Below are 18174 nucleotides of genomic sequence, written 5' to 3' on the forward strand. Positions count from 1 at the left end.
AGAACCCACCTACTTGGAGGTGAGATGCGGACACCGCAGGTCGTACAGACCGAGGGATTGCCCGATCAGGTCACGATCTACGAGGTCGGACCGCGCGACGGACTGCAGAACGAGTCCGCGATCGTCGACGTCAAGGTGAAGGCGGAGTTCATCCGCCGGCTGGTCGACGCCGGTCTGTGGACCGTGGAGACGACCAGTTTCGTGCACCCCAAGTGGGTTCCTCAGCTCGCCGACGCGACCGAGCTGCTCGAGCAGCTCGACCTGCCCGATGATGTCCGCGCCCCGGTCCTGGTCCCGAACGAGCGCGGCCTCGACCGCGCGCTCGCGGCCGGTGTCCGTGAGATCGCGATCTTCGCCAGCGCCACCGAGACGTTCGCGGCGAAGAACCTGAACTCGACGGTCGACGAGCAGTTCGCGATGTTCACGCCGACTGTCGAGCGGGCGTTGGCCGCGGGTTTGACCGTCCGCGGCTACGTGTCGATGTGTTACGGGGACCCGTGGGAGGGCGACGTACCGATCGAGCAGGTGGTGACGGTCGGCGCCCGGCTGGTCGACCTCGGCTGTCACGAGCTGTCCCTCGGCGACACGATCGGCGTCGCGACCCCGGGCCACGTGACCGCTCTGATCTCGGCCTTCGCCAAGGCTGGTGTCGGTACCGACAAACTCGCGGTCCACTTCCACGACACCTACGGCCAGGCGCTCGCCAACACCCTGACCGCCCTCCGCGAAGGCGTCACGACCGTCGACAGCTCGGCCGGCGGCCTCGGCGGTTGCCCGTACGCCGAATCCGCCACCGGCAACCTCGCCACGGAGGATCTGCTCTGGCAGCTCAACGGTCTCGGGATCAGTACCGGCGTCGACTTGCCCAAGCTTGTCGAGACCAGCGTGTGGATGGCCGAACAGCTCGGCAAGCCTTCGCCGAGCCGCGTCGTACAGGCCCTCGCCAGCTGACCTGTCACTCCGGGTAGCATTCCGGTTGCCCGATCGGGCAACGGATTCGGGGGCGGGATGGATTCCTCGTTCGGCGAGTTGTTGCGCAGGTTCCGCGGCGCGGCCCAGCTGACACAGACTAGCCTGGCCGAGCGGTCCGGCGTCGGGTTTGAAACGATTCGCAGCCTGGAGTCCGGCCGGCGGAAGTCGCCGCGGGGCGACACTGTCCAGTTGCTGACTGATGCACTCGGTCTGGCCGGAGCGGAGCGGGCCGAATTCGCCGCGGCCGCGGTGGGAGTGCAATCCGTGCCCCACGAGCTCCCGGCGGACGTCCAGGACTTCACTGGCCGGGCCACTGAGGTACGTCGACTGGTCGCGCTGCTGGCCTCGCCCGGAGCGATCGTGATCACCGGTCCGGCGGGTGTGGGCAAGACGGCGTTGGCGGTGCATGCCGCGCGGCAGGTCGCGTTTCCGGCCGGCGAGATCTTCGTGCATCACCGCAGTACGCCGGGTCCGATCCGCGCACCCGAAGGTGGACTCGTCGTACTCGACGACGCCGAGCCGGAAAAGGTGCCTAAGGCAACCAAGGGGTCAGTTGTCGTGACGAGTCGGCAGCCGGTTCCGGTCGCGGAGAACGTCATCGAGCTGGCCGGTCTCCCGGCTCCGGATGCGGTGCAATTGCTGCACAGGATCACAGGCCCCGATCGTTGGCAGCAGGACCCTGCGGCCACACAAGCGGTCGTCGAGTTGTGCGGTGGCATGCCGACGGCGTTGCGGCGAGCGGCTGCGCGGATGGTCGGCAGACCGTCGTGGTCGCCCGCGGACCTCCGCGGCTGGCTCCTGGCCGGACGAGCGGCGAGTACGACGTGAGCGGCGTACCGGAGCTGCTACGTCGTCACCGAGCTGATGCCGGGCTCACGCAGGAGCAGCTCGCCGAACTCGCGGGACTCAGTGTCGAGGCGATCCGCACGCTCGAGCTCGGGCGGCGCCGCTACCCCCGCGCGCTCACCGTGAGCAGTCTGGCCAACGCCTTGCAGCTTCCCGACGATGAACGGGACCTGCTCGAACAGGCCGCTCGCCGCCCGGCCGAGACTCCTGACCGGCTGCCCGCGGCTGTCACCGACTTCGTCGGCCGGACCGAGCCTGTGCGGACGCTGACCGAGCTCCTGCGACGGACCGGTGAGCCTGCGCACGCGACGAGTGTGGTGATCTCCGCGGTGACCGGGATGAGCGGCGTCGGCAAGACCACGCTCGCGGTACACGTCGGTCACCTCGTCGAGGACGAGTTCCCCGACGGCCGCATCTACTTGAACCTGCGCGGTGAGACCGAGCCGATCCCGCCGCTGCAGGCCACCGCCTCCCTCTTGCGAGCCCTCGGCGTACCGGCGCAGGAGATCCCGGACGACCTCGCTGCGGCGACAGCTCGCTATCGGACCGCGATCGCGGGTCGCCGCGTCCTCGTCGTACTCGACGACGCGGCCACTGTGGACCAGGTTGCCCCACTGATCCCCGGTACGTCGGGATCTGCGGCAGTGATCACCAGTCGTCGGCTGCTCGACCAGCTGGCCGGTGCGCTGCATTTGCGGCTCGACGTGCTGTCCGATGACGAGGCGCTGCACCTGCTCGGTGAGGTCGTCGGTGCGGCGCTCGTCGCGGCCGAACCCGAGGCGGCGCTGACCGTCGTCCATGCCTGCGGCAACCTTCCGCTCGCACTCCGCATCGCGGGTACCCGCCTGTCGGCCGATCGGCCGATTCAGGAGCTCGCGGACCGGCTGGCCGATGCGAGTACCCGGCTGGGCGTGCTCGCCGAGGGGGAGACCGGTGTTCGTGCGTCGATCGACGACTTGCGGTCGGTACCGGCTGATCGGGGTGCGGCGGATGCGTTCGCCGTACTGGCTCTGCTCGATCCCGGTGAGTTCCCGCTGCGGGTCGCGGCCGCGGCGCTGGGGCGGACGCTCGACGACACGGAAGAGCTGCTCGACCGACTGGTCGACGTACATCTGCTGGAGGCGCCGACGCTGCACCGCTACCGGCTGCACGACCTGGTGCGGGTTGTCGGCCGGGAAGGTGCGAGCACTCAGGACCAGCGGGTGGTTGGGGAGCGGGTGCTCAGGTGCTACCTCGCGATGCTGTGGCGGGCCGACGAGCTGGCGGGCGAGGCGCCGATGAGTGCGGCCTGGCGGGATGCTGCCTGGGCTGAGCAGGCCCGCGATCTGACCGAGCTCGAGGAGGTTCTCGACTGGCTGGACGCCGACCGGAGCACGCTCGTCGAGCTGGTACGGCGGGCTGTGCGGGGTACTGCGGAGGATCGGCAGCTCGCCGTCGGGATCGCGGCCGGGATGAACGTCTTTGGACCGGCGCGGCAGCGGTGGCTGGAGTGGCGCGATGTGAACCGGGCAGCCGCCGAGGTGGTCGAGCTGCGGTCGGATCCGGTCGGCGCGGCACTCGTGCACTTCGATCTGGGCCTGGCGCTCGGTGAGCTCGACGACTTCTCTGCCGCCGCGGACCAGTTGGCGCTGGCGACGGAGGCGGCCCGGCTGATCGGGAAGCCGCGGTTCCTGACCAGCTCACTGGTGAATCTCGCGCACATGCTCGAGCAGGCCGATCGCGCGGTGGAGGGCTTCCGGTCTGTGCAGGAGGCGCTTGAGCTGATCGCCCGGGAGCCCGAGGCCGCTGAGCTCGGGGCGTGGGCGCAGTTGACGCTCGGCATGCTGTACGGCCGCAACGGCGAGCCAGAGCGACAGTTGGAGCCGTTCGAGCGGGCGATCGCGCTCGTGCAGGACGACGTGAATGTGCTGTGCCGGATGCGCATCAGCGCGGGCTCGTCGTTGCGGGAGTGCGGTCAAGCGGCCGTGGCGGTTCCGGTGCTACTGGCGGCGGTCGACGGTATCCGCGGGCAGGACAGGTGGGGCGTGCTGGCCGAGGCCTTGTGTGAACTGGGTGCCGCCTATGGCGAGCTCGGGAAGCATCCGGAGGCCTTGGAGGTCTACTCGGAGAGCCTGGAGATCGCTGTGGAGCATGAGCTTTGGCATCGGGAGGCACGCGCTCGGACCTTGCTGGGGCGCACCTACCTCGCTATGGGCCGGAGTGCCGAGGGGCAGGAACAGCTGGGCCTCGCCGAAGAGGTCTACGCGGCGCATGGGACGACGCCACCACCCTGACGGCAGCGGTGTACCACTTTGTCCCTGTTCGGTCGCGGGAGCCCACGCCAGTCTGTTGCACGGCGCTCACAGTGGGTGCCGGACACGGACGAAGAGGTGGCTCATGAAGGTTCGTAGGGGGATCCGGATCGCAACGGTCCTGGCCTTGGCAGCACCGGCCCTGATCGCCGTCGCACCGGGTACGGCGTCGGCCTACCCGCAGGTCTGCAAGGCCGGTGAGAAGTGGGCGACGGTCAGCGGGACCAAGGTCACCAACGCACCGACCCACATGCAAGGCGTCTCGATCGCGCCGGGCAGCAACTTGACCCGGACGGTCACGATCAAGGTGGACCGGACGTTCTCCGCCGGGATCGACGTCACCACGGAGGCGTCGGCGAAGGCCGGCGTAGTCCTCGCCAAGGCGAGCGTCACCGTCGGCGCGAAGCTGGCGGTCGCCGGATCGCGCACCACCTCGAAGTCGATCACCGACACCTGGACGTTCCCGACGCCGCCGCGGCAGCGCCGGTACGTCGTGTGGTCCGGGACCAGGGTGTACGGCGGCCGGTACTCGTACCACGTCTGCAAGCCCGGCGGACGCTCGTACACGACCGAGAGCGGCCCGTGGCGGTCGTACCGGACGCAGTGGGTGGGTTCCTCGCTGTGCGGCGCGAGATACCCGAAGGGCTCGATGGAGTACAACGCCGCCGTGCTGGGCGGCTGCTGAGCTCGTGGTGAGCCCGGCCTGGGACTGGTGAGGTCAGCGTGATTCGGACGGACCACTCGGCGTCCGCCAGGTGGTCAGGCAGAACGGATGACCGGCCGGATCGAGGAACACGCGGAATGTCGTCGGCTCTGGCTGTACGGCGGTTGGGACCGCGCCGGCTTTCACGATGCGGGCCTGCTCCGCGTCCAGGTCCGCGGCCATGAAGTCGAGGTGACACTGCTGTGGCACCCGCGGGTCCGGCCAGGTCGGGGCTCGGTAGTTCAGGTCACGCTGGAAGCCGAGGCTGAACGCGTCGAACCGCAGTTCGACGAACGCTTCGGTGACCACCGTGAGTTCGCCGCCGGCGACCTGTTGGTAGAACTCGGCCAGCCGGAGCGGCTCCGGGCAGTCGAGCGTCGGTCCCCAGAACGGCGCGACCACGGAGGCTAGGGCTCGATCGGGCGGCGGATGCGGCGGATGAGGCTCTTGTCGGCGTACTGACCGATCCGGTACGTCGACCAGCCGTCGACCCCTGCTCCGACGGCGCCACCGAGGAGTGGGACGCGGCGGGTGACGGTGATGGCCATCCGTTTGCCGCTGACTCGGGCGATCAGTTCGGCGACGACCTCGGTGGCGACCTGGCGGTCGAGTTCGGGGTCGAAGACGGGCGCGGTGGCGATCGCGAGTGGTGATGTGACCAGGCTGGACTTCTTCAGGCGGTCGGTGACGCCGTCCTCGCCGAGCAGGCAGGTGATGACCGCCGTACGGACCCGGGGGTCGTCGAGGTCGTAGCCACGGATGTGGGCGATCGCGGCGACCATCCGGGCCTGCACGATGGCCAGGCCGGTCATGTTCGCGGGCAGGGCGACCGGGAGCGTGACCAGGCCACCGATGCTGGTGACGAAGCCTTGTACGCCGGCCAGTCGGATGTGCTGGTCGACCACGGCGTCGATGGCGAGCTGGGTGTCGCCGCCGACCTTCGCGAGTTTGTTCTCCGCGACCCGCTCGGCACTCGGGAAACGCTGGTACCCGTCGATGGCGAACTCGAGGATCTGGCGCAGTACGCCCGCCGCGGCTTGGGGCGCGAACCGCTGGGCGGCTGGCGCGAGACTACTGGCGACGAACCTGGCTACTCCGGCCACGGGTGCTCCTTCCCGCCCATGCGTCGGAGACCCCGGGCGTACCTCAACTCTACGTGGCTGGTGTCCGATCACCACTCGGGAGAAACCCTCGGTGTCCCCTGGGATCCGTACGTGGTCCAGGATGTGAGAGTGCCTGTCGAGCCTGCTGCGTCTGTTTGGGACTTCCCGCCGGTGTCGGTCGCCGGTGACAGCGACGTCGTGGCCGGTGGGGCGGATCTGCATCCAGGGACGGTACTGGCGGCGTACCGGCAGGGGTTGTTCCCGATGCCGGACCATCGCGCGTCCGTGCTGTGGTGGTCGCCGGTCGACCGCGGCGTGATCGAGGTGGCCGGCTATCGGCCGACGCGGACGGTACGGCGGGCTCGGAGCAAGTTCGAGATCCGGGTGAACACGGCGTTCGACCAGGTGATCCGGGCGTGCGCGGATCCGCGTCGTACCGGGGCATGGATCGATCGGGACATCATCGCGTCGTACACGGAACTGCATCGGCTCGGCTGGGTGCACTCGGTCGAGGCGTGGGACGGCGACGAGCTCGCGGGCGGTCTGTACGGCGTCGCGATCGGCGGACTGTTCGCCGGGGAGTCGATGTTCCACCACAAGACCGACGGGTCGAAGGCCGCCGTGGCCGGACTGATCGAGTTGCTGGACGACGAGTACGCGGCCGAGCGGGTGTTCGACATCCAGTGGGTGACCGACCATCTCGCGACGATGGGCGCGATCTCGATCCCGCGCGAGGACTACGTGCAGCGAGTACGGCGGGCGCTGCCGCTACCCCTGCCGAAGGCGTTCAGCTGATCCCGACGTACTTGGCCATCTGCCGGCTGGTCTCGGTGAAGAAGTCGTCGGCGGGATCCATCGATCCGACCAGCTGACCGAAGAGCTCGAAGCTGAGCATCCCGAAGAGCTGCGTCCACGCGATCACCAGCCGCAGCAGCATCGGCCGCGGTACGCCGGGTGCCAGCGGAGCGATCACGTCGACCTGCTCGGCGAGTCGGCCGGTGGGCTCCGGGGCATCCAGCTCCGGCAGCCAACCCTCCGCACGGGCTTGGGAGATGATGCCCAACAACACCAGCGGCACCCGGATCGCGGGCTGCACGGTCGTCTGCGGGGCCTGGTAGCCGGTGATGGGGGAGCCGTAGATCAGCGCGTACTCGTGCGGGTTCGCGCGGGCCCAGTCGCGGACGGCGGCGTACACCGCGACCCAGGCTTTGCGGGGATGCGGGTACTCCTTCCGGGCTGCGGCTTCGGCCGCCTCGCCGAGGGCGTCGTACGCGTCGATGATGAGCGCGGTGAGCAACTCGTCCCGACTCGGGAAGTATCGGTAGAGCGCCGACGACACCATCCCGAGCTCGCGGGAGATCGCCCGCAACGACAGACTCTCGGCCCCGCTCGCCTCCAACTGCCGTCGCGCGGCCGCCTTGATCTCGTCCGTCAACTCGGCCCGGGCCCGCTCACGGGCAGTTCGTGGAGCGCTCATGAGCTCAGTCTGCCACAAAACCGAGAGCACTGCTCTTGACAATGATCACTGCTCACGCGTTCACTGATCACAACAGAGAGCACTGCTCTCGCAAACCGCTCAGAAGGAGTGCACGACGATGCCGGACTACAAGCAGACCTACGACAGCAAGCGCGTCATCACCGCCGGCGAAGGCAGCATGCGCGTCTTCAACCGGATCGTCGCCCGGCTCACCAAAGTCGGTCTCAGCCTGATGGGCAGCCGCGTCCTCTCGGTCCGCGGCCGCAAGTCCGGCGAGTGGCGCAGCACCCCCGTCAACCTCCTGGTCATCGACGGCCAGCGCTACCTCGTAGCCCCCCGCGGCCACACCCAGTGGGTCCGCAACCTCCGTGCCACCCCCGAAGCCCGCCTCCAGCTGGGCCGATCCACCGAAACCTTCCACGCCGAAGAACTGGCCGACGCCGACAAGCTCGACATCCTCCGCCTCTACCTCAAGAAGTGGTCCTGGGAAGTAGGCGCCTTCTTCGAAGGCGACGTCACCAAGAACTCCCCCGACGAGGTCCTCCGCCACATCGCCCCCGGCGTCCCCGCCTTCCGCATCAACCCGGCCTGACATCCGGTGGCAAGATGGGTGGATGATCACGCCTGAGCAGTTGAGTGGGGCGCCGAAGGTGCTTCTTCATGACCATCTTGATGGTGGGTTGCGGCCGGGGACCGTGGTGGAGCTGGCGCGCGAGATCGGGCATCGGGTGCCGCGGGAGGATCCGGCGGAGTTGGGGGCCTGGTTCGTCGAGTCGGCGGACTCGGGGTCGTTGGAGCGGTACCTGGAGACGTTTGATCACACGGTGGCGGTGATGCAGACGGCTGAGGCGATCACGCGGGTGGCCAGTGAGTGTGTGCAGGATCTGGCGGCTGACGGGGTGGTGTATGCGGAGGTGCGGTATGCGCCGGAGCAGCATCTGACCAAGGGGTTGTCGCTGGAGCAGGTGGTCGATGCCGTGCGGGCGGGGTTCGAGCATGGGATGGCGGTGGCGGAGCGGCCGATCGTGGCTCGGCAGTTGCTGACGGCTATGCGGCATCAGGCGCGGTCGATGGAGATTGCGGAGTTGTCGGTCGCGTACCGGGATGCGGGTGTGGTGGGGTTCGACATCGCCGGGGCGGAGGCGGGGTATCCGCCCACCCGGCATCTGGATGCGTTCGAGTACCTGCAGCGGGAGAACGCGCACTTCACCATCCACGCGGGTGAGGCGTTCGGGTTGCCGTCGATCTGGCAGGCGATTCAGTGGTGTGGCGCGGACCGGTTGGGGCACGGGGTGCGGATCATCGACGACATCAGCCACGACCCGGCCGGCGACAAGGTCGAGCTCGGGCGACTGGCGGCGTACGTGCGGGATCGGCGGATCCCGCTGGAGATGGCCCCGAGTTCGAACCTGCAGACCGGCGCGGCCGCGTCGATCGCCGAGCACCCGATCGGGTTGCTCACCAAGTTGCGCTTCCGCGTGACGGTCAACACCGACAACCGGTTGATGTCCGGTACGTCGATGAGTCGCGAGCTGGCGTTGCTCGCGGAGGCTTTCGATTACGGGCTGGCGGACTTCCGGTGGTTCGCGATCAACGCGATGAAGTCCGCCTTCATCCCGTTCGACGAGCGGCTCGCGATCATCGACGGGATCATCAAACCCTGGTACGCCGAAGCCCTGTCAGCCCAAGCGTAGTAAGACCTTTCCAGCCGTGGACGCGGCCGCTGAGATCGCGGCCGCGGCGTCGGCGAGGTCGAATTCGGCCGCGATCAGCGCTGTCACGTCGAGCCCGCTGGCCAGCAACGCGACCGCCTCGGCGATCTCGTCGACGAACCGGTACGAACCGGTCCACATGATCTCCCGGCTGACCAGATCCGCGAGCACCGAAGGCGTGGGCGCCATCGGCAGATTCCCCACCTGTACGACGGTTCCGCCGCGAGCCGTCGCGCGCAGCACACCCCCGAGCGCCGCCGAAACGCCAGAAGCCTCAACCACCAACGCAATGTCGGTCGGCAACGCCTCACGGGCATCGAACAACTCGTCCGCACCCACCGCGGATGCCATCGCCAACGCATCAGCGTTCACGTCCGCACACAACACCCGCGCGGCCCCACGCGCCTTCAGTGCCGCGACAACCAGCGACCCGATCGACCCAGCGCCGTTCACGAACACCGTCTGACCGCGCACGGCGCCCAACCGGCCAACCGCATGCAATGCGACGGCGAGCGGTTCGGCCAACGCAGCAACCCGCGTCGACAAGCCCGCCGGCAACGCCCGCAGCTGATCCGCCCGCACCACCCGGTACGACGAGAAGCCGCCATCCTCATGGGGCGAGAAAGCCGCCGACCCGAAGTATCGAACCTCCCGATGCAGATTCGTCCGGCCGGCGATCAATCCAGGCAAGGGCTCCGACGAAGGCGAGGCCGGATGCACAGTCACCGCATCACCCACGCCATACGCGGAAACCCCAGCACCCAGTACGGCGATCCGCCCGGCGACCTCATGGCCGAGAACCAGCGGGTGCCGGAGTATCGCCGTACCGGATGAGCCGTGCTGGGCATACGAGATGTCACTCCCGCAGATCCCGCCCCACTCCATCGCGACCAGCACCTCGTCACGACCCGGCGAAGGATCCGGCCGTTCCTCGACGCGAACGTCACCCGGCCCATGCACGACAACAGCCTTCATCAGGCGAGTCCACCGCCGACCGGGATCGTCGCGCCAGTCAGATAACCGAACTCGTCCCCAGCCAGTCCGAGCACAGCGGCCGCAGCCGCGGCGGCCGGAACGGAACCCGGGAGGAGCATGTTCACGCGCACCCCTTGTACGGCGTACTCGGCCGCTGCAGTGCGAACCAAGTCCTGCGCAGCCGGCGAGTTGCTGATGATGTGCCCACCCCCACTGGCGATTAGATGCGGCAGTTCGTACTTCATCGAGAGGAACTGCCCGCGCGCGTTCGTGGCCAGCCCGTCCTCCCATTCCGCGACCGACCCCACCGGCACCCCGGCGTTGTTGAACGCGATGTCGAGCCGCCCGTACTGACGCACAGCGCTGTCGACGAAGTTCTGCACCGAGCTCGGTTCGCGAACATCCAGCTCCAGGTACGTCGCCTCGCCGCGACCAGCTCGGATTGTCCGCTCGACCTCGCGCCCCAAGGCGGTTCGCCGGCCCCCGAAGGCGACCCGCGCACCGGCGGCGGCGAAGGCCCGGGCGGCGGCCTCGCCGATCCCGGAGGTCCCGCCGGTGATCAGCACGACCTTCCCGGTGAACTTGCCCGCTGGGCGGCGGGCGGCGGTGGATGTTCCACTGGCGGCGATACCGGCGGCGGTGGCGACAGCACCGCCGAGGACGGCCCGGCGACTCGCTCTGCTCATGCGCATTCTCCTCACAGCAACGGTCAGTTGCTTCAAGCGTGCCGGAAAGACGCGTTCCGCGCGCCGGCTAGCGCAGTGAAATTCCCGCGACCACGACTTCAAGCGAAGTGTCGAACGCTTGCTGGAGCGGACCGTCGAGCTCACCGAGTCCCCAGCGATAGAGGATGCCGGTGTAGCTGTCGAAGATCACGTTGCCGATCGCGTAGGGATCCAGGTCGGTACGGATCTCGCCGCGCTCCTGGCCGAGGGCGATCGCCTTGCCGAAGAGCAGGCCGGTCGCGTGCGAGCCGGACGTGGCCATCACGCCGGACTGCAGCATCGCGCGCATCATCGCCTGGTTGGTGTGCCGGTTGGCCTCGTAGGAGTCGACGGCCGCCTTGGCCACGGTCCGGATGACGTCGAGCACTGGCCGGTCGCCGGCCTCGAGGAGCTGCTCGAGCCCTTCGCGCACGCTCTGCCGCCGCCTCAGGATGAGCGCGAGCAGGAAATCTTCCTTGCGCGGGAAGTGGTTGAACGCCGTGGCCCGGGCGACGTCGGCGCGTTCAGCGATCTCGTCGATGGTGGCGGACCGGTAGTCCTTCTCGGCGAAGGCAGCCAGTGCCGCCTCCAGCAGTCGCTGCCGCAGCGCCGCCTTGCTCCGCTCCCGGCGGCCCAGCGGGGCAGCATCGACTATTGCCGAGTCAGAGTCCATTTGCAGACTATGTCATCAACTTGGACTAGAGTCTGACTTAGGGTGGGCTATGGAGACCGAGGGGAAGCACGGATGGCGAAGGTCTGGCTGGTGACCGGGGCGGACGGCGCGCTGGGTCGCTCGATCGTGGCCGCAGCTGCCGCGTCCGGCGCGGTCGTCGTCGCTGCCGCCCGGGAGCCGGAGTCCGTGTACGACCTGGTCGGCGCCTTCCCCCGGCAGGTCGAGGCGCTCGGGTTCGCTCCGGAGCGCGCCGACCACGCCGTGGCGGGCATTCTCGGCTACCATCACCGCCTCGATGTTCTCGTTAACACCACCAGCGATCGTGCGATCGAGGACGCCGTACTCACGCACTTCAGCGCCCAGCGGTCCGGGGCGATCGTCCGCCCGGACGCCGCGGCCGAACCCTGGGAAGCGGCGGACGCGATCGTCGCCGCCCACACCGAAGCTGGTTCTCGACCCAAGGGGTTGCAGCCCCTTGGGTCGAGGACCGTACTTAGACCGACCGCTGGTAAGTGCGGAAAGCGCGAGTCGACAACCACGCGACGATCAGCGTGAATGCCACCAGATAACCGCCGTGGCGCAGCACCGACGACCAGTCCGGGTCGGCGGCCAGCGCCTGCCGGGCGGCGACCGCGGCCCAGTCGACCGGGTTGAACCGGGCGGCGACCGACACCCAGTGCGGTGCCACCTTCGGGTCGATCATGATCGACGACATGAACGTCAGCGGCAGCGACACGAACTGCGAGATGCCGATCAACGCCTCCTGCTGCCGGGTCAGCAGCGCAACCGCGTTCGACAGCGAACCGAACGCGATCCCGATCAGCATCGACGCGACAGCCGTGACCGCGTAGCCGGCTGCGCCGCCGTCGTACCGGGCTCCGGCAGCGATCCCGATCGCGAACACGAGCACGGTCTGGATCAATGTGTTGGTCGCGTTGCTGATCAGCTGCCCGGCCATCAGTCCGCCCCGACTCACCGGGGACGCCAGCAGCCGGTCCATCACACCGCGTTCCATATCCGCGATGAACGTCGTACCGCTCCAGCCGCTCGACATCAGCGCGGTCATCATCACGATGCCCGGGGTCAGGAAGGCGATATACGACGAGTCGCCGAACCCGGGGATCTGCACGACCCCCTGGAACACCTGCCCGAACAGCAGCAGCCAGATTGCCGGTTGAACCAGGGTGAAGATGATCAGCGCCGGTTGCCGGTACGACGCGCGCAGCCAGCGACCGGTGATGAATCGGGTGTGTGCAACTGCAGTGGTCATCACGCCGCCTCCTCAGCTGCCTGGAACGAACGACCCGTGTAGTTCAGGTACACGTCATCCAGCGACGGCCGCGAGACCGTCACCGCGGACACCGGAATCGCCTTGTCCTCAAGGATTCCCAGTACGGCGGGGACTGCCGTCGCGCCGTGGTCGACGCGCGCCCGCAATACCTTGCCCTCGACAACTATTTCCGCAATGCCGGGGAGTTGGCCCAGTAATGTTCGGACCGTCCCGTCGGTATCGGCGTCGACGAGTTCCACATGCACCGAGTCGCCGCGCAGCTCGGACTTGAGGCCTTCCGGGGTGCCTTCGGCAACGATCTTGCCGTGGTCGACGATCGCGAGCTGGTCGGCCAGCCGATCGGCCTCCTCGAGGTAATGCGTGGTGAGCAAGACAGTCAGGCCCTCGGAACCGGCCAGTCGTCCGACCTCAGTCCACAGGTCCGCACGGGCTTCCGGATCGAGCCCGGTCGTCGGCTCGTCGAGGAACAACACCTGAGGCCGATGCACCAGACCGAGCGCGACATCCAGCTTGCGCTGCATTCCGCCGGAGTACGTCTTGACCTGACGATCACCGAACTCGGTCAGGCCGAACCGCTTGAGCAGTTCGGTGGCCCGCCGTACGGCGTCCGTCCGGGACAGACCGAAGATCCGGCCGCCCAGCACCAGGTTCTCGATCCCGGTGGCCATCGGGTCCGAACTGGATTTCTGCGGCACGTAGCCGATCGCGTGCCGGACCTTGCCCTGCTCGCGAATCACGTCGTACCCGGCGACCCGGGCGGTCCCGGAGTCGGCCCGGGACAACGTGGTGAGGATCTTGACGGTGGTCGACTTGCCGGCGCCGTTCGGACCGAGCAGGCCGAGTACGACGCCTTCGCCGACGCTGAAGGTCAGTCCGTCGAGCGCTCGGAGCGGTGGTTTCCGGCGACCGGCCGGATACGTCTTGACCAGTTCAGCTGCTTCCAGGGCATGCGTAGCCATGGGTGATGACTCCCTCTGTGTGATGGGGAGCCGGTCCGGGTCTGGCTATCCTGATGGTGTGCCCTTGGATATCCGGTCTTCGGACCGACTCTGAGGAAACTGCGGCCCTGACCCTTGGCGTTGCCGCGCCGTGGGGTCGGGGCCGTTCTTACTCCTGCTTCATCCAGGCGAACTCCTGGCCGAAGTACTTGACCGGATCCTTGAGCTGATCCGCCGGACTGATGCCTTGCTCGATCGAGGTCTTCCACGCCTGTCGCCAGAAGCCCGAGCCGCTCAGTGCATCGGTCCGGATCTCGTCGGCGAGCTGATGGACGTACGCCGACTCGGCCCTCAGCAGGGCCAGCCGGAACTCCGACTCGACCCAGAAGACGCGCGGGAAATCCATCGCCACCATCTGCTCATGCGCCGCGACGATCTGCTCGATCTCCGCGTCGACCGCCTTGAGGCGCTGCTCGAGCAACTCGACCACCCGGTCAGGCTGCAGGCCCGGCATGTACGCCAGGCCGGCCTCCAGTGGGTGGAACTCGCGCGCCGGTGATCCAATCAGCTCGGTCAGCCAGTCCGCGAACTCGGCCTCACCGGCCTTCGTGAGCCGGTAGACCGTCCGCTCCGGGCGATTGCCGTCCCGGAGGGTCTCCTGCGCCTCGATGAAGCCGTGCTTCTCCAGAGCGCCGACGACGGAGTACAGCGAGCCGTAGTTCAGCTTGATGCTGGAGTCCTTGCCGCGGCTCCGGAGGGTCGTCGAGATCTCGTACGGGTGCATCGGGCGCTCGGACAGGCTGCCGAGCACGGCGAAGGCGAGTGGGTTCGCCACCTTGCGTTTCGCCATGACTCACTCCTCGATCTCGACTATTCGAGATCGAGTATTAGCTCACGGGTATCCGATGTCAAGTAGTCAGCCAGGCCGCCGCGCGCACTCCGAGTCGCCGTACCGGCTTCAGGGTGGTCAACAGCCTGTACGCCGGTTGTTCGACGTATCGGGTGAGCAGCCAGGCCAGCAGGATTGCCGCAGCGACCGCGCCGGCGATCTGGCCGACCCGGCCGACGCCCAGTTCCATCAGGTGCCAAGCGACCAGATAGCCGAGCTCTTGGTTGAGCAGGTAGATCCCGAACGAGATCTTCGCCAGGAACTCGATCGGTCGGCGTACTGGCTCGAAGATAGTCCAGTCCGGCCCGCGGGCCGCCCCGGCGACGACCACCAGCAGGACGCCCATGCCGAGCGAGGACGGTAGGTCGTCAGTCTGCGCGTGGTGCGCGAACACGGTCGCGACGAGCAGCGCACCCAGATGCACGAAACCGATCCGATGCTTCGACCAGAGCCAGATGGCGATGCCGATGGCGAACAACTGCAGCCGGTGGATGCCCAGGCCGTTCCAGATCTGGATCACCCAGAGCGGGCTGTTCGCGATCCGGTCGTTCCACTGCAGGATCACCGGCGCCAGGATCATCACCCAGAGCAGCGCGGTGATTCGGTGACCGGTCGCGGCGCCCCGCGGCCAGAGAACAGCGGCGGCGGTGAAGGCCATCAACTGCAGCGGCAGCGTCCAGTACGAACCGTCGATCATCCGCACGGTCGGGTCGAACGAGCTGGTCAGCGTGAGATTGCCCCACAGGTCATGGGGCGTGGGCAGCGTCCACTTGCTCGGCCCGAACAGCACCAGCGCGGTGTAGGTGATGACGACGGCCGCCAGGTACGGCGGGACCACCCGCGCGTAGCGCCGCCACAGCCAGCGGAGGGTGGATCCGTCCTTCCGGACCGTGACGCAGACGAAGTACGCGCTGATCACCAGCAGGATGCTGGCGCCGACCTGGAAGGGATGTGGAGTGAGGGGTGCACCGAGCTCCGGATGGAGGAAGGGACCCATGTAGGTGGTGTGGGTGAAAACGACGGCCAGAACGGCGAGGACGCGGACAACGTCCCAGCTCAAACGGCGCGCCGACGGGACCCGGGGCGGGGACGGCGTGGACACAGAAGCTCCAGCTTGGCTCGACTCGCCGAATCAATTTCGGCCGTGTCCCCCCGAGTACCCGTTATCCCCCCGTGATACTTCAGTGATCCTAGTGGGACGCCCCGGGGTGGTTGCAAATCGTGTGCATCAGATCACGTCCGGTCACGCTGTGGTGCGGAACGTGCGCCGATAGTCCTGAGGCGGTACGCCGACGACTCGGCGGAAGTGGTGTCGCAGTAGCGCGGCCGTGCCGAATCCGGACTCGGCGGCGATCTGCTCGATCCCCATCCGGGTCTGCTCGAGCAGTGTCCGGGCCCGCAGTACTCGCTGGGTGGTGACCCACTTGAGCGGCGTGGTCCCGGTCTCGGCGACGAAGCGCCGGGCGAAGGTGCGTTCCGACATCTGAGCCTGGCGGGCCAAGGCCGGCACGGTGTGATCGACGGTCAGGTTGTCGACCATCCAGTCCAGCACCGGCTGCAGGCTCTCGCCCGACGACTCGGGAACCGGAACCTCGACGTACTGGCGCTGGCCGCCGTCGCGCTGCGGCGGGACGACCATCCGGCGGGCGATGCGAGTCGCCACGGCACTGCCGAGCTCGCGCCGTACCAGGTGCAGGCAGGCGTCGATCCCGGCCGCGGTGCCGGCGCTGGTGATGATGTTGCCGTCGTCGACGAAGAGGACATCCGCATCCAGCTTGGCCAGCGGGAACTGCCCCTCGAACTTCTTCACGTAGCGCCAGTGCGTTGTGCACCGCCGGCCGTCGAGCAGCCCGGCCGCGCCGAGCACGAAGGCACCCGAGCAGACCGTCAGCAGGATCGCGCCGCGGGCCTCGGCTCGCCGCAGCGCGTCGAGGATGCGTTCGTCGTACGCATGCCGCCAGGTCGTCGCCGGCAACGCGATCAGGTCGGCGTCCTCCATCTCCTCCAGCCCGTACGGCGCGATGACCGCGGAGTGGCTGCTGGTGGACATCGGCACGCCCGGCTGAGCCGAGCAGACCTTGAAGTCGAACGGCGGCACCCCGTCGTCGGTGCGGTCGATCCCGAACACCTCGGAGACCACACCGAACTCGAACAGGGCCACGTCTTCCATCAGTACGACGGCGATCTTGCGCAGCATTCAGCCAGTATGGCAGGAATTTGATGGAGTATGTCAATAGTGCCAGTGGTGGCGGAATCTGGTTGGTAGCATGATTACTGCCATGAACGGAATCGTGGTGATCGTAGTACTCGTACTGGCCCTGATCGCGGCGCTCGAGGTGAGCCACCGGCGGCACTCCGCCGAGCTGGCCGGCTCGGCCGACGACCGTGACGTGGCCCGGACCAAGCTCGACCTGCTCGCCCTCGGCGCGTCGGCCAAGCCCTTCACCCACAAGCCGGCGGCCACCGAGGCCGCCGTACACCGGATCCATGTGGCCCGTCTCACCCATCACGGACGTCACGCCGCGTGACTTTGGTCTACTCGTGAACCAACTGTCGGGTTGGCTGATCTAAGAACCTCAAGATCACGCTCTCGACGACGAGGAGACAGGTTGATGCAGCGCAGGACGTTCCTGCAAGGGCTGGCGGCGGCAGCGGTAGCCGCGCCGGCGGCGACACTACTGGGGCAGCAGGAGGCGGTGGCGGCCGCGAACTACTACGTGGCCACCACCGAGCAGACCAAGAACAAGGTGCTCGTCTTCCCGAAGAACAAGGCGTTCACCGACGCGAACGTGCACTGGAGTTTCACTCCGGGCGGCGGCGCGTGGGCGAACCTGAGCGACGTGAAGATCCGCGCCACCGAGGCGCAGGGCTGGATCGCCTTGGTGGCCGCGTCCGGCGGCAAGGCGGGCATCGTCGACATCGGCAGCGAGAAGCACACCGAGGGCAACGACCTGAAGTGGAGCGCGACGCCGGGTGGCAACCCCCACGCGATCGAGCGGGTACCGGGGAACGGCTCGGTCATCGTGGCGAGTTCCGACGGCAAGCTCACGCTGTACGCGCCGACCAGCGTCGGCAACCTGGGCAGTCTGAAGCAGGTGCAGACGGTCGACTACGCCGGTGCACACGGGGTGCTGTGGGACCCGACGTTCCAGCTGCTGTGGGTGATCGGCAAGAACCGGTTCAGCCACTACGCGGTGATGGGCAGCGGCCGGAATACCCGGCTCAAGTACGCCGCCCACTTCAGCCTCGGCAGTGGGAACCTCGGCCACGACCTGCAGCCCGACTACACCAACAAGCACAAGATGCTGATGACGGCGACCAAGGGTGTCTACGAGTTGCTCACCGACGGCGGTACTTTCCGCAGCCGGAAGATCTCCTCGGAGACCAAGGTGAAGTCGTACGTGAAGCACTCGTCGGGTGAGGTCGTGTCGATCCGCGGCGACGGCACCCAGCCGCGCGACTGGGCGAACAAGACGGTCCGCTTCTCGCAGTCGCCGGATCGTGCGCGATCGGGTGCGCAGTTCTACAAGGCCCGCATCTGGACCACTGCCTTCGAGTAGACCATTCGGGCAAATTCGATCGAGAACCACCGCCCGGCTG

At 67.8% G+C, this 18174-nt stretch carries 21 protein-coding genes; 10 read left to right on the top strand and 11 right to left on the bottom strand.

Annotated features, from left to right (window positions below):
- Positions 1 to 24 precede the first annotated feature (24 nt).
- The 4 genes from ABD231_RS33460 (at position 25) to ABD231_RS33475 (ending at position 4794) form a co-directional block, all read left to right on the top strand.
- A complete protein-coding gene (locus ABD231_RS33460; protein WP_344161153.1) occupies positions 25 to 951 on the top strand; it encodes a hydroxymethylglutaryl-CoA lyase in 927 nt (308 codons plus the stop codon).
- Positions 952 to 1008: 57 nt separating this feature from the next.
- Complete coding sequence (locus ABD231_RS33465; RefSeq protein WP_344161156.1) at positions 1009 to 1800, top strand: helix-turn-helix domain-containing protein; 792 nt, start codon at positions 1009 to 1011, stop codon at positions 1798 to 1800.
- Positions 1797 to 4091: an ATP-binding protein gene (locus tag ABD231_RS33470; RefSeq protein WP_344161703.1), complete on the top strand. Its 2295-nt coding sequence runs from the start codon at positions 1797 to 1799 to the stop codon at positions 4089 to 4091. Before ABD231_RS33465 ends, ABD231_RS33470 begins: the two co-directional genes overlap by 4 nt.
- 103 nt (positions 4092 to 4194) lie before the next feature.
- The gene (locus tag ABD231_RS33475; protein ID WP_344161159.1) at positions 4195 to 4794 is read left to right on the top strand and encodes a hypothetical protein; all 600 of its coding nucleotides are present in this window, start codon (positions 4195 to 4197) and stop codon (positions 4792 to 4794) included.
- Positions 4795 to 4827: 33 nt separating this feature from the next.
- On the opposite strand, the gene ABD231_RS33480 is transcribed toward ABD231_RS33475, so the two are convergent.
- Positions 4828 to 5214, bottom strand: coding sequence for a VOC family protein (locus tag ABD231_RS33480; RefSeq protein WP_344161162.1), 387 nt, complete (start codon positions 5212 to 5214; stop codon positions 4828 to 4830).
- Positions 5215 to 5219: 5 nt separating this feature from the next.
- Positions 5220 to 5915 carry an EcsC family protein gene (locus ABD231_RS33485; protein WP_344161165.1) on the bottom strand — a complete coding sequence of 232 codons (696 nt, stop codon included), beginning with the start codon at positions 5913 to 5915 and terminating at the stop codon, positions 5220 to 5222.
- Between the two features lie 129 nt (positions 5916 to 6044).
- Here ABD231_RS33485 and aat point away from each other — a divergent pair, with 129 nt between their 5' ends.
- A complete protein-coding gene (gene aat, locus ABD231_RS33490) occupies positions 6045 to 6710 on the top strand; it encodes a leucyl/phenylalanyl-tRNA--protein transferase (RefSeq protein WP_344161168.1) in 666 nt (221 codons plus the stop codon).
- On the opposite strand, the gene ABD231_RS33495 is transcribed toward aat, so the two are convergent.
- The gene (locus ABD231_RS33495; protein WP_344161171.1) at positions 6703 to 7392 is read right to left on the bottom strand and encodes a TetR/AcrR family transcriptional regulator; all 690 of its coding nucleotides are present in this window, start codon (positions 7390 to 7392) and stop codon (positions 6703 to 6705) included. The genes aat and ABD231_RS33495 overlap by 8 nt on opposite strands.
- 118 nt (positions 7393 to 7510) lie before the next feature.
- Between ABD231_RS33495 and ABD231_RS33500 the strand changes: the two genes are divergently transcribed.
- Positions 7511 to 7984: a nitroreductase family deazaflavin-dependent oxidoreductase gene (locus ABD231_RS33500; RefSeq protein WP_344161174.1), complete on the top strand. Its 474-nt coding sequence runs from the start codon at positions 7511 to 7513 to the stop codon at positions 7982 to 7984.
- 22 nt (positions 7985 to 8006) lie between these two features.
- Positions 8007 to 9086, top strand: coding sequence for an adenosine deaminase (locus ABD231_RS33505; protein ID WP_344161177.1), 1080 nt, complete (start codon positions 8007 to 8009; stop codon positions 9084 to 9086).
- Here the strand turns inward: ABD231_RS33505 and ABD231_RS33510 are convergent.
- From ABD231_RS33510 to ABD231_RS33520, 3 genes are all read right to left on the bottom strand, one after another.
- Positions 9072 to 10079, bottom strand: coding sequence for an L-idonate 5-dehydrogenase (locus tag ABD231_RS33510; protein ID WP_344161180.1), 1008 nt, complete (start codon positions 10077 to 10079; stop codon positions 9072 to 9074). The two genes, ABD231_RS33505 and ABD231_RS33510, sit on opposite strands and share 15 nt — an antisense overlap.
- Entirely contained in the window at positions 10079 to 10765 is a 687-nt protein-coding gene (locus tag ABD231_RS33515) for an SDR family NAD(P)-dependent oxidoreductase (protein ID WP_344161183.1), read from the bottom strand. The genes ABD231_RS33510 and ABD231_RS33515 overlap by 1 nt, the downstream gene beginning before the upstream one ends.
- Positions 10766 to 10832: 67 nt before the next feature.
- A complete protein-coding gene (locus ABD231_RS33520) occupies positions 10833 to 11456 on the bottom strand; it encodes a TetR/AcrR family transcriptional regulator (protein ID WP_344161186.1) in 624 nt (207 codons plus the stop codon).
- Between the two features lie 72 nt (positions 11457 to 11528).
- Between ABD231_RS33520 and ABD231_RS33525 the strand changes: the two genes are divergently transcribed.
- A complete protein-coding gene (locus ABD231_RS33525; protein ID WP_344161189.1) occupies positions 11529 to 12011 on the top strand; it encodes an SDR family NAD(P)-dependent oxidoreductase in 483 nt (160 codons plus the stop codon).
- Here the strand turns inward: ABD231_RS33525 and ABD231_RS33530 are convergent.
- From ABD231_RS33530 to ABD231_RS33550, 5 genes are all read right to left on the bottom strand, one after another.
- Positions 11950 to 12726, bottom strand: a complete 777-nt coding sequence (locus tag ABD231_RS33530) for an ABC transporter permease (RefSeq protein WP_344161192.1) — start codon at positions 12724 to 12726, stop codon at positions 11950 to 11952. The two genes, ABD231_RS33525 and ABD231_RS33530, sit on opposite strands and share 62 nt — an antisense overlap.
- Positions 12726 to 13706, bottom strand: coding sequence for an ATP-binding cassette domain-containing protein (locus ABD231_RS33535; protein WP_344161195.1), 981 nt, complete (start codon positions 13704 to 13706; stop codon positions 12726 to 12728). The genes ABD231_RS33530 and ABD231_RS33535 overlap by 1 nt, the downstream gene beginning before the upstream one ends.
- A gap of 148 nt (positions 13707 to 13854) precedes the next feature.
- The gene (locus tag ABD231_RS33540; RefSeq protein ID WP_344161198.1) at positions 13855 to 14535 is read right to left on the bottom strand and encodes a PadR family transcriptional regulator; all 681 of its coding nucleotides are present in this window, start codon (positions 14533 to 14535) and stop codon (positions 13855 to 13857) included.
- 58 nt (positions 14536 to 14593) lie between these two features.
- Positions 14594 to 15676: an acyltransferase family protein gene (locus ABD231_RS33545; RefSeq protein WP_344161201.1), complete on the bottom strand. Its 1083-nt coding sequence runs from the start codon at positions 15674 to 15676 to the stop codon at positions 14594 to 14596.
- Positions 15677 to 15817: 141 nt separating this feature from the next.
- Positions 15818 to 16771, bottom strand: coding sequence for a GlxA family transcriptional regulator (locus tag ABD231_RS33550; RefSeq protein ID WP_344161204.1), 954 nt, complete (start codon positions 16769 to 16771; stop codon positions 15818 to 15820).
- An 82-nt stretch (positions 16772 to 16853) separates the two neighbouring features.
- Here ABD231_RS33550 and ABD231_RS33555 point away from each other — a divergent pair, with 82 nt between their 5' ends.
- On the top strand, positions 16854 to 17102 hold the full coding sequence (locus ABD231_RS33555) for a hypothetical protein (protein ID WP_344161207.1): 249 nt from the start codon (positions 16854 to 16856) through the stop codon (positions 17100 to 17102).
- A gap of 84 nt (positions 17103 to 17186) precedes the next feature.
- Positions 17187 to 18134 carry a DUF6528 family protein gene (locus ABD231_RS33560; RefSeq protein WP_344161210.1) on the top strand — a complete coding sequence of 316 codons (948 nt, stop codon included), beginning with the start codon at positions 17187 to 17189 and terminating at the stop codon, positions 18132 to 18134.
- Positions 18135 to 18174 lie beyond the last annotated feature (40 nt).

This window comes from Kribbella yunnanensis (assembly GCF_039529655.1).
Taxonomy (GTDB): domain Bacteria; phylum Actinomycetota; class Actinomycetes; order Propionibacteriales; family Kribbellaceae; genus Kribbella; species Kribbella yunnanensis.

Coding starts and splice junctions, on each gene's coding strand:
- ABD231_RS33460 (WP_344161153.1), top strand. CDS start 25: ATGCGGACACCGCAGGTCGTACAGACCGAGGGATTGCCCGATCAGGTC.
- ABD231_RS33465 (WP_344161156.1), top strand. CDS start 1,009: ATGGATTCCTCGTTCGGCGAGTTGTTGCGCAGGTTCCGCGGCGCGGCC.
- ABD231_RS33475 (WP_344161159.1), top strand. CDS start 4,195: ATGAAGGTTCGTAGGGGGATCCGGATCGCAACGGTCCTGGCCTTGGCA.
- ABD231_RS33495 (WP_344161171.1), bottom strand. CDS start 7,392: ATGAGCGCTCCACGAACTGCCCGTGAGCGGGCCCGGGCCGAGTTGACG.
- ABD231_RS33500 (WP_344161174.1), top strand. CDS start 7,511: ATGCCGGACTACAAGCAGACCTACGACAGCAAGCGCGTCATCACCGCC.
- ABD231_RS33505 (WP_344161177.1), top strand. CDS start 8,007: ATGATCACGCCTGAGCAGTTGAGTGGGGCGCCGAAGGTGCTTCTTCAT.
- ABD231_RS33510 (WP_344161180.1), bottom strand. CDS start 10,079: ATGAAGGCTGTTGTCGTGCATGGGCCGGGTGACGTTCGCGTCGAGGAA.
- ABD231_RS33515 (WP_344161183.1), bottom strand. CDS start 10,765: ATGAGCAGAGCGAGTCGCCGGGCCGTCCTCGGCGGTGCTGTCGCCACC.
- ABD231_RS33520 (WP_344161186.1), bottom strand. CDS start 11,456: ATGGACTCTGACTCGGCAATAGTCGATGCTGCCCCGCTGGGCCGCCGG.
- ABD231_RS33525 (WP_344161189.1), top strand. CDS start 11,529: ATGGCGAAGGTCTGGCTGGTGACCGGGGCGGACGGCGCGCTGGGTCGC.
- ABD231_RS33530 (WP_344161192.1), bottom strand. CDS start 12,726: ATGACCACTGCAGTTGCACACACCCGATTCATCACCGGTCGCTGGCTG.
- ABD231_RS33535 (WP_344161195.1), bottom strand. CDS start 13,706: ATGGCTACGCATGCCCTGGAAGCAGCTGAACTGGTCAAGACGTATCCG.
- ABD231_RS33540 (WP_344161198.1), bottom strand. CDS start 14,535: ATGGCGAAACGCAAGGTGGCGAACCCACTCGCCTTCGCCGTGCTCGGC.
- ABD231_RS33550 (WP_344161204.1), bottom strand. CDS start 16,771: ATGCTGCGCAAGATCGCCGTCGTACTGATGGAAGACGTGGCCCTGTTC.
- ABD231_RS33555 (WP_344161207.1), top strand. CDS start 16,854: ATGAACGGAATCGTGGTGATCGTAGTACTCGTACTGGCCCTGATCGCG.
- ABD231_RS33560 (WP_344161210.1), top strand. CDS start 17,187: ATGCAGCGCAGGACGTTCCTGCAAGGGCTGGCGGCGGCAGCGGTAGCC.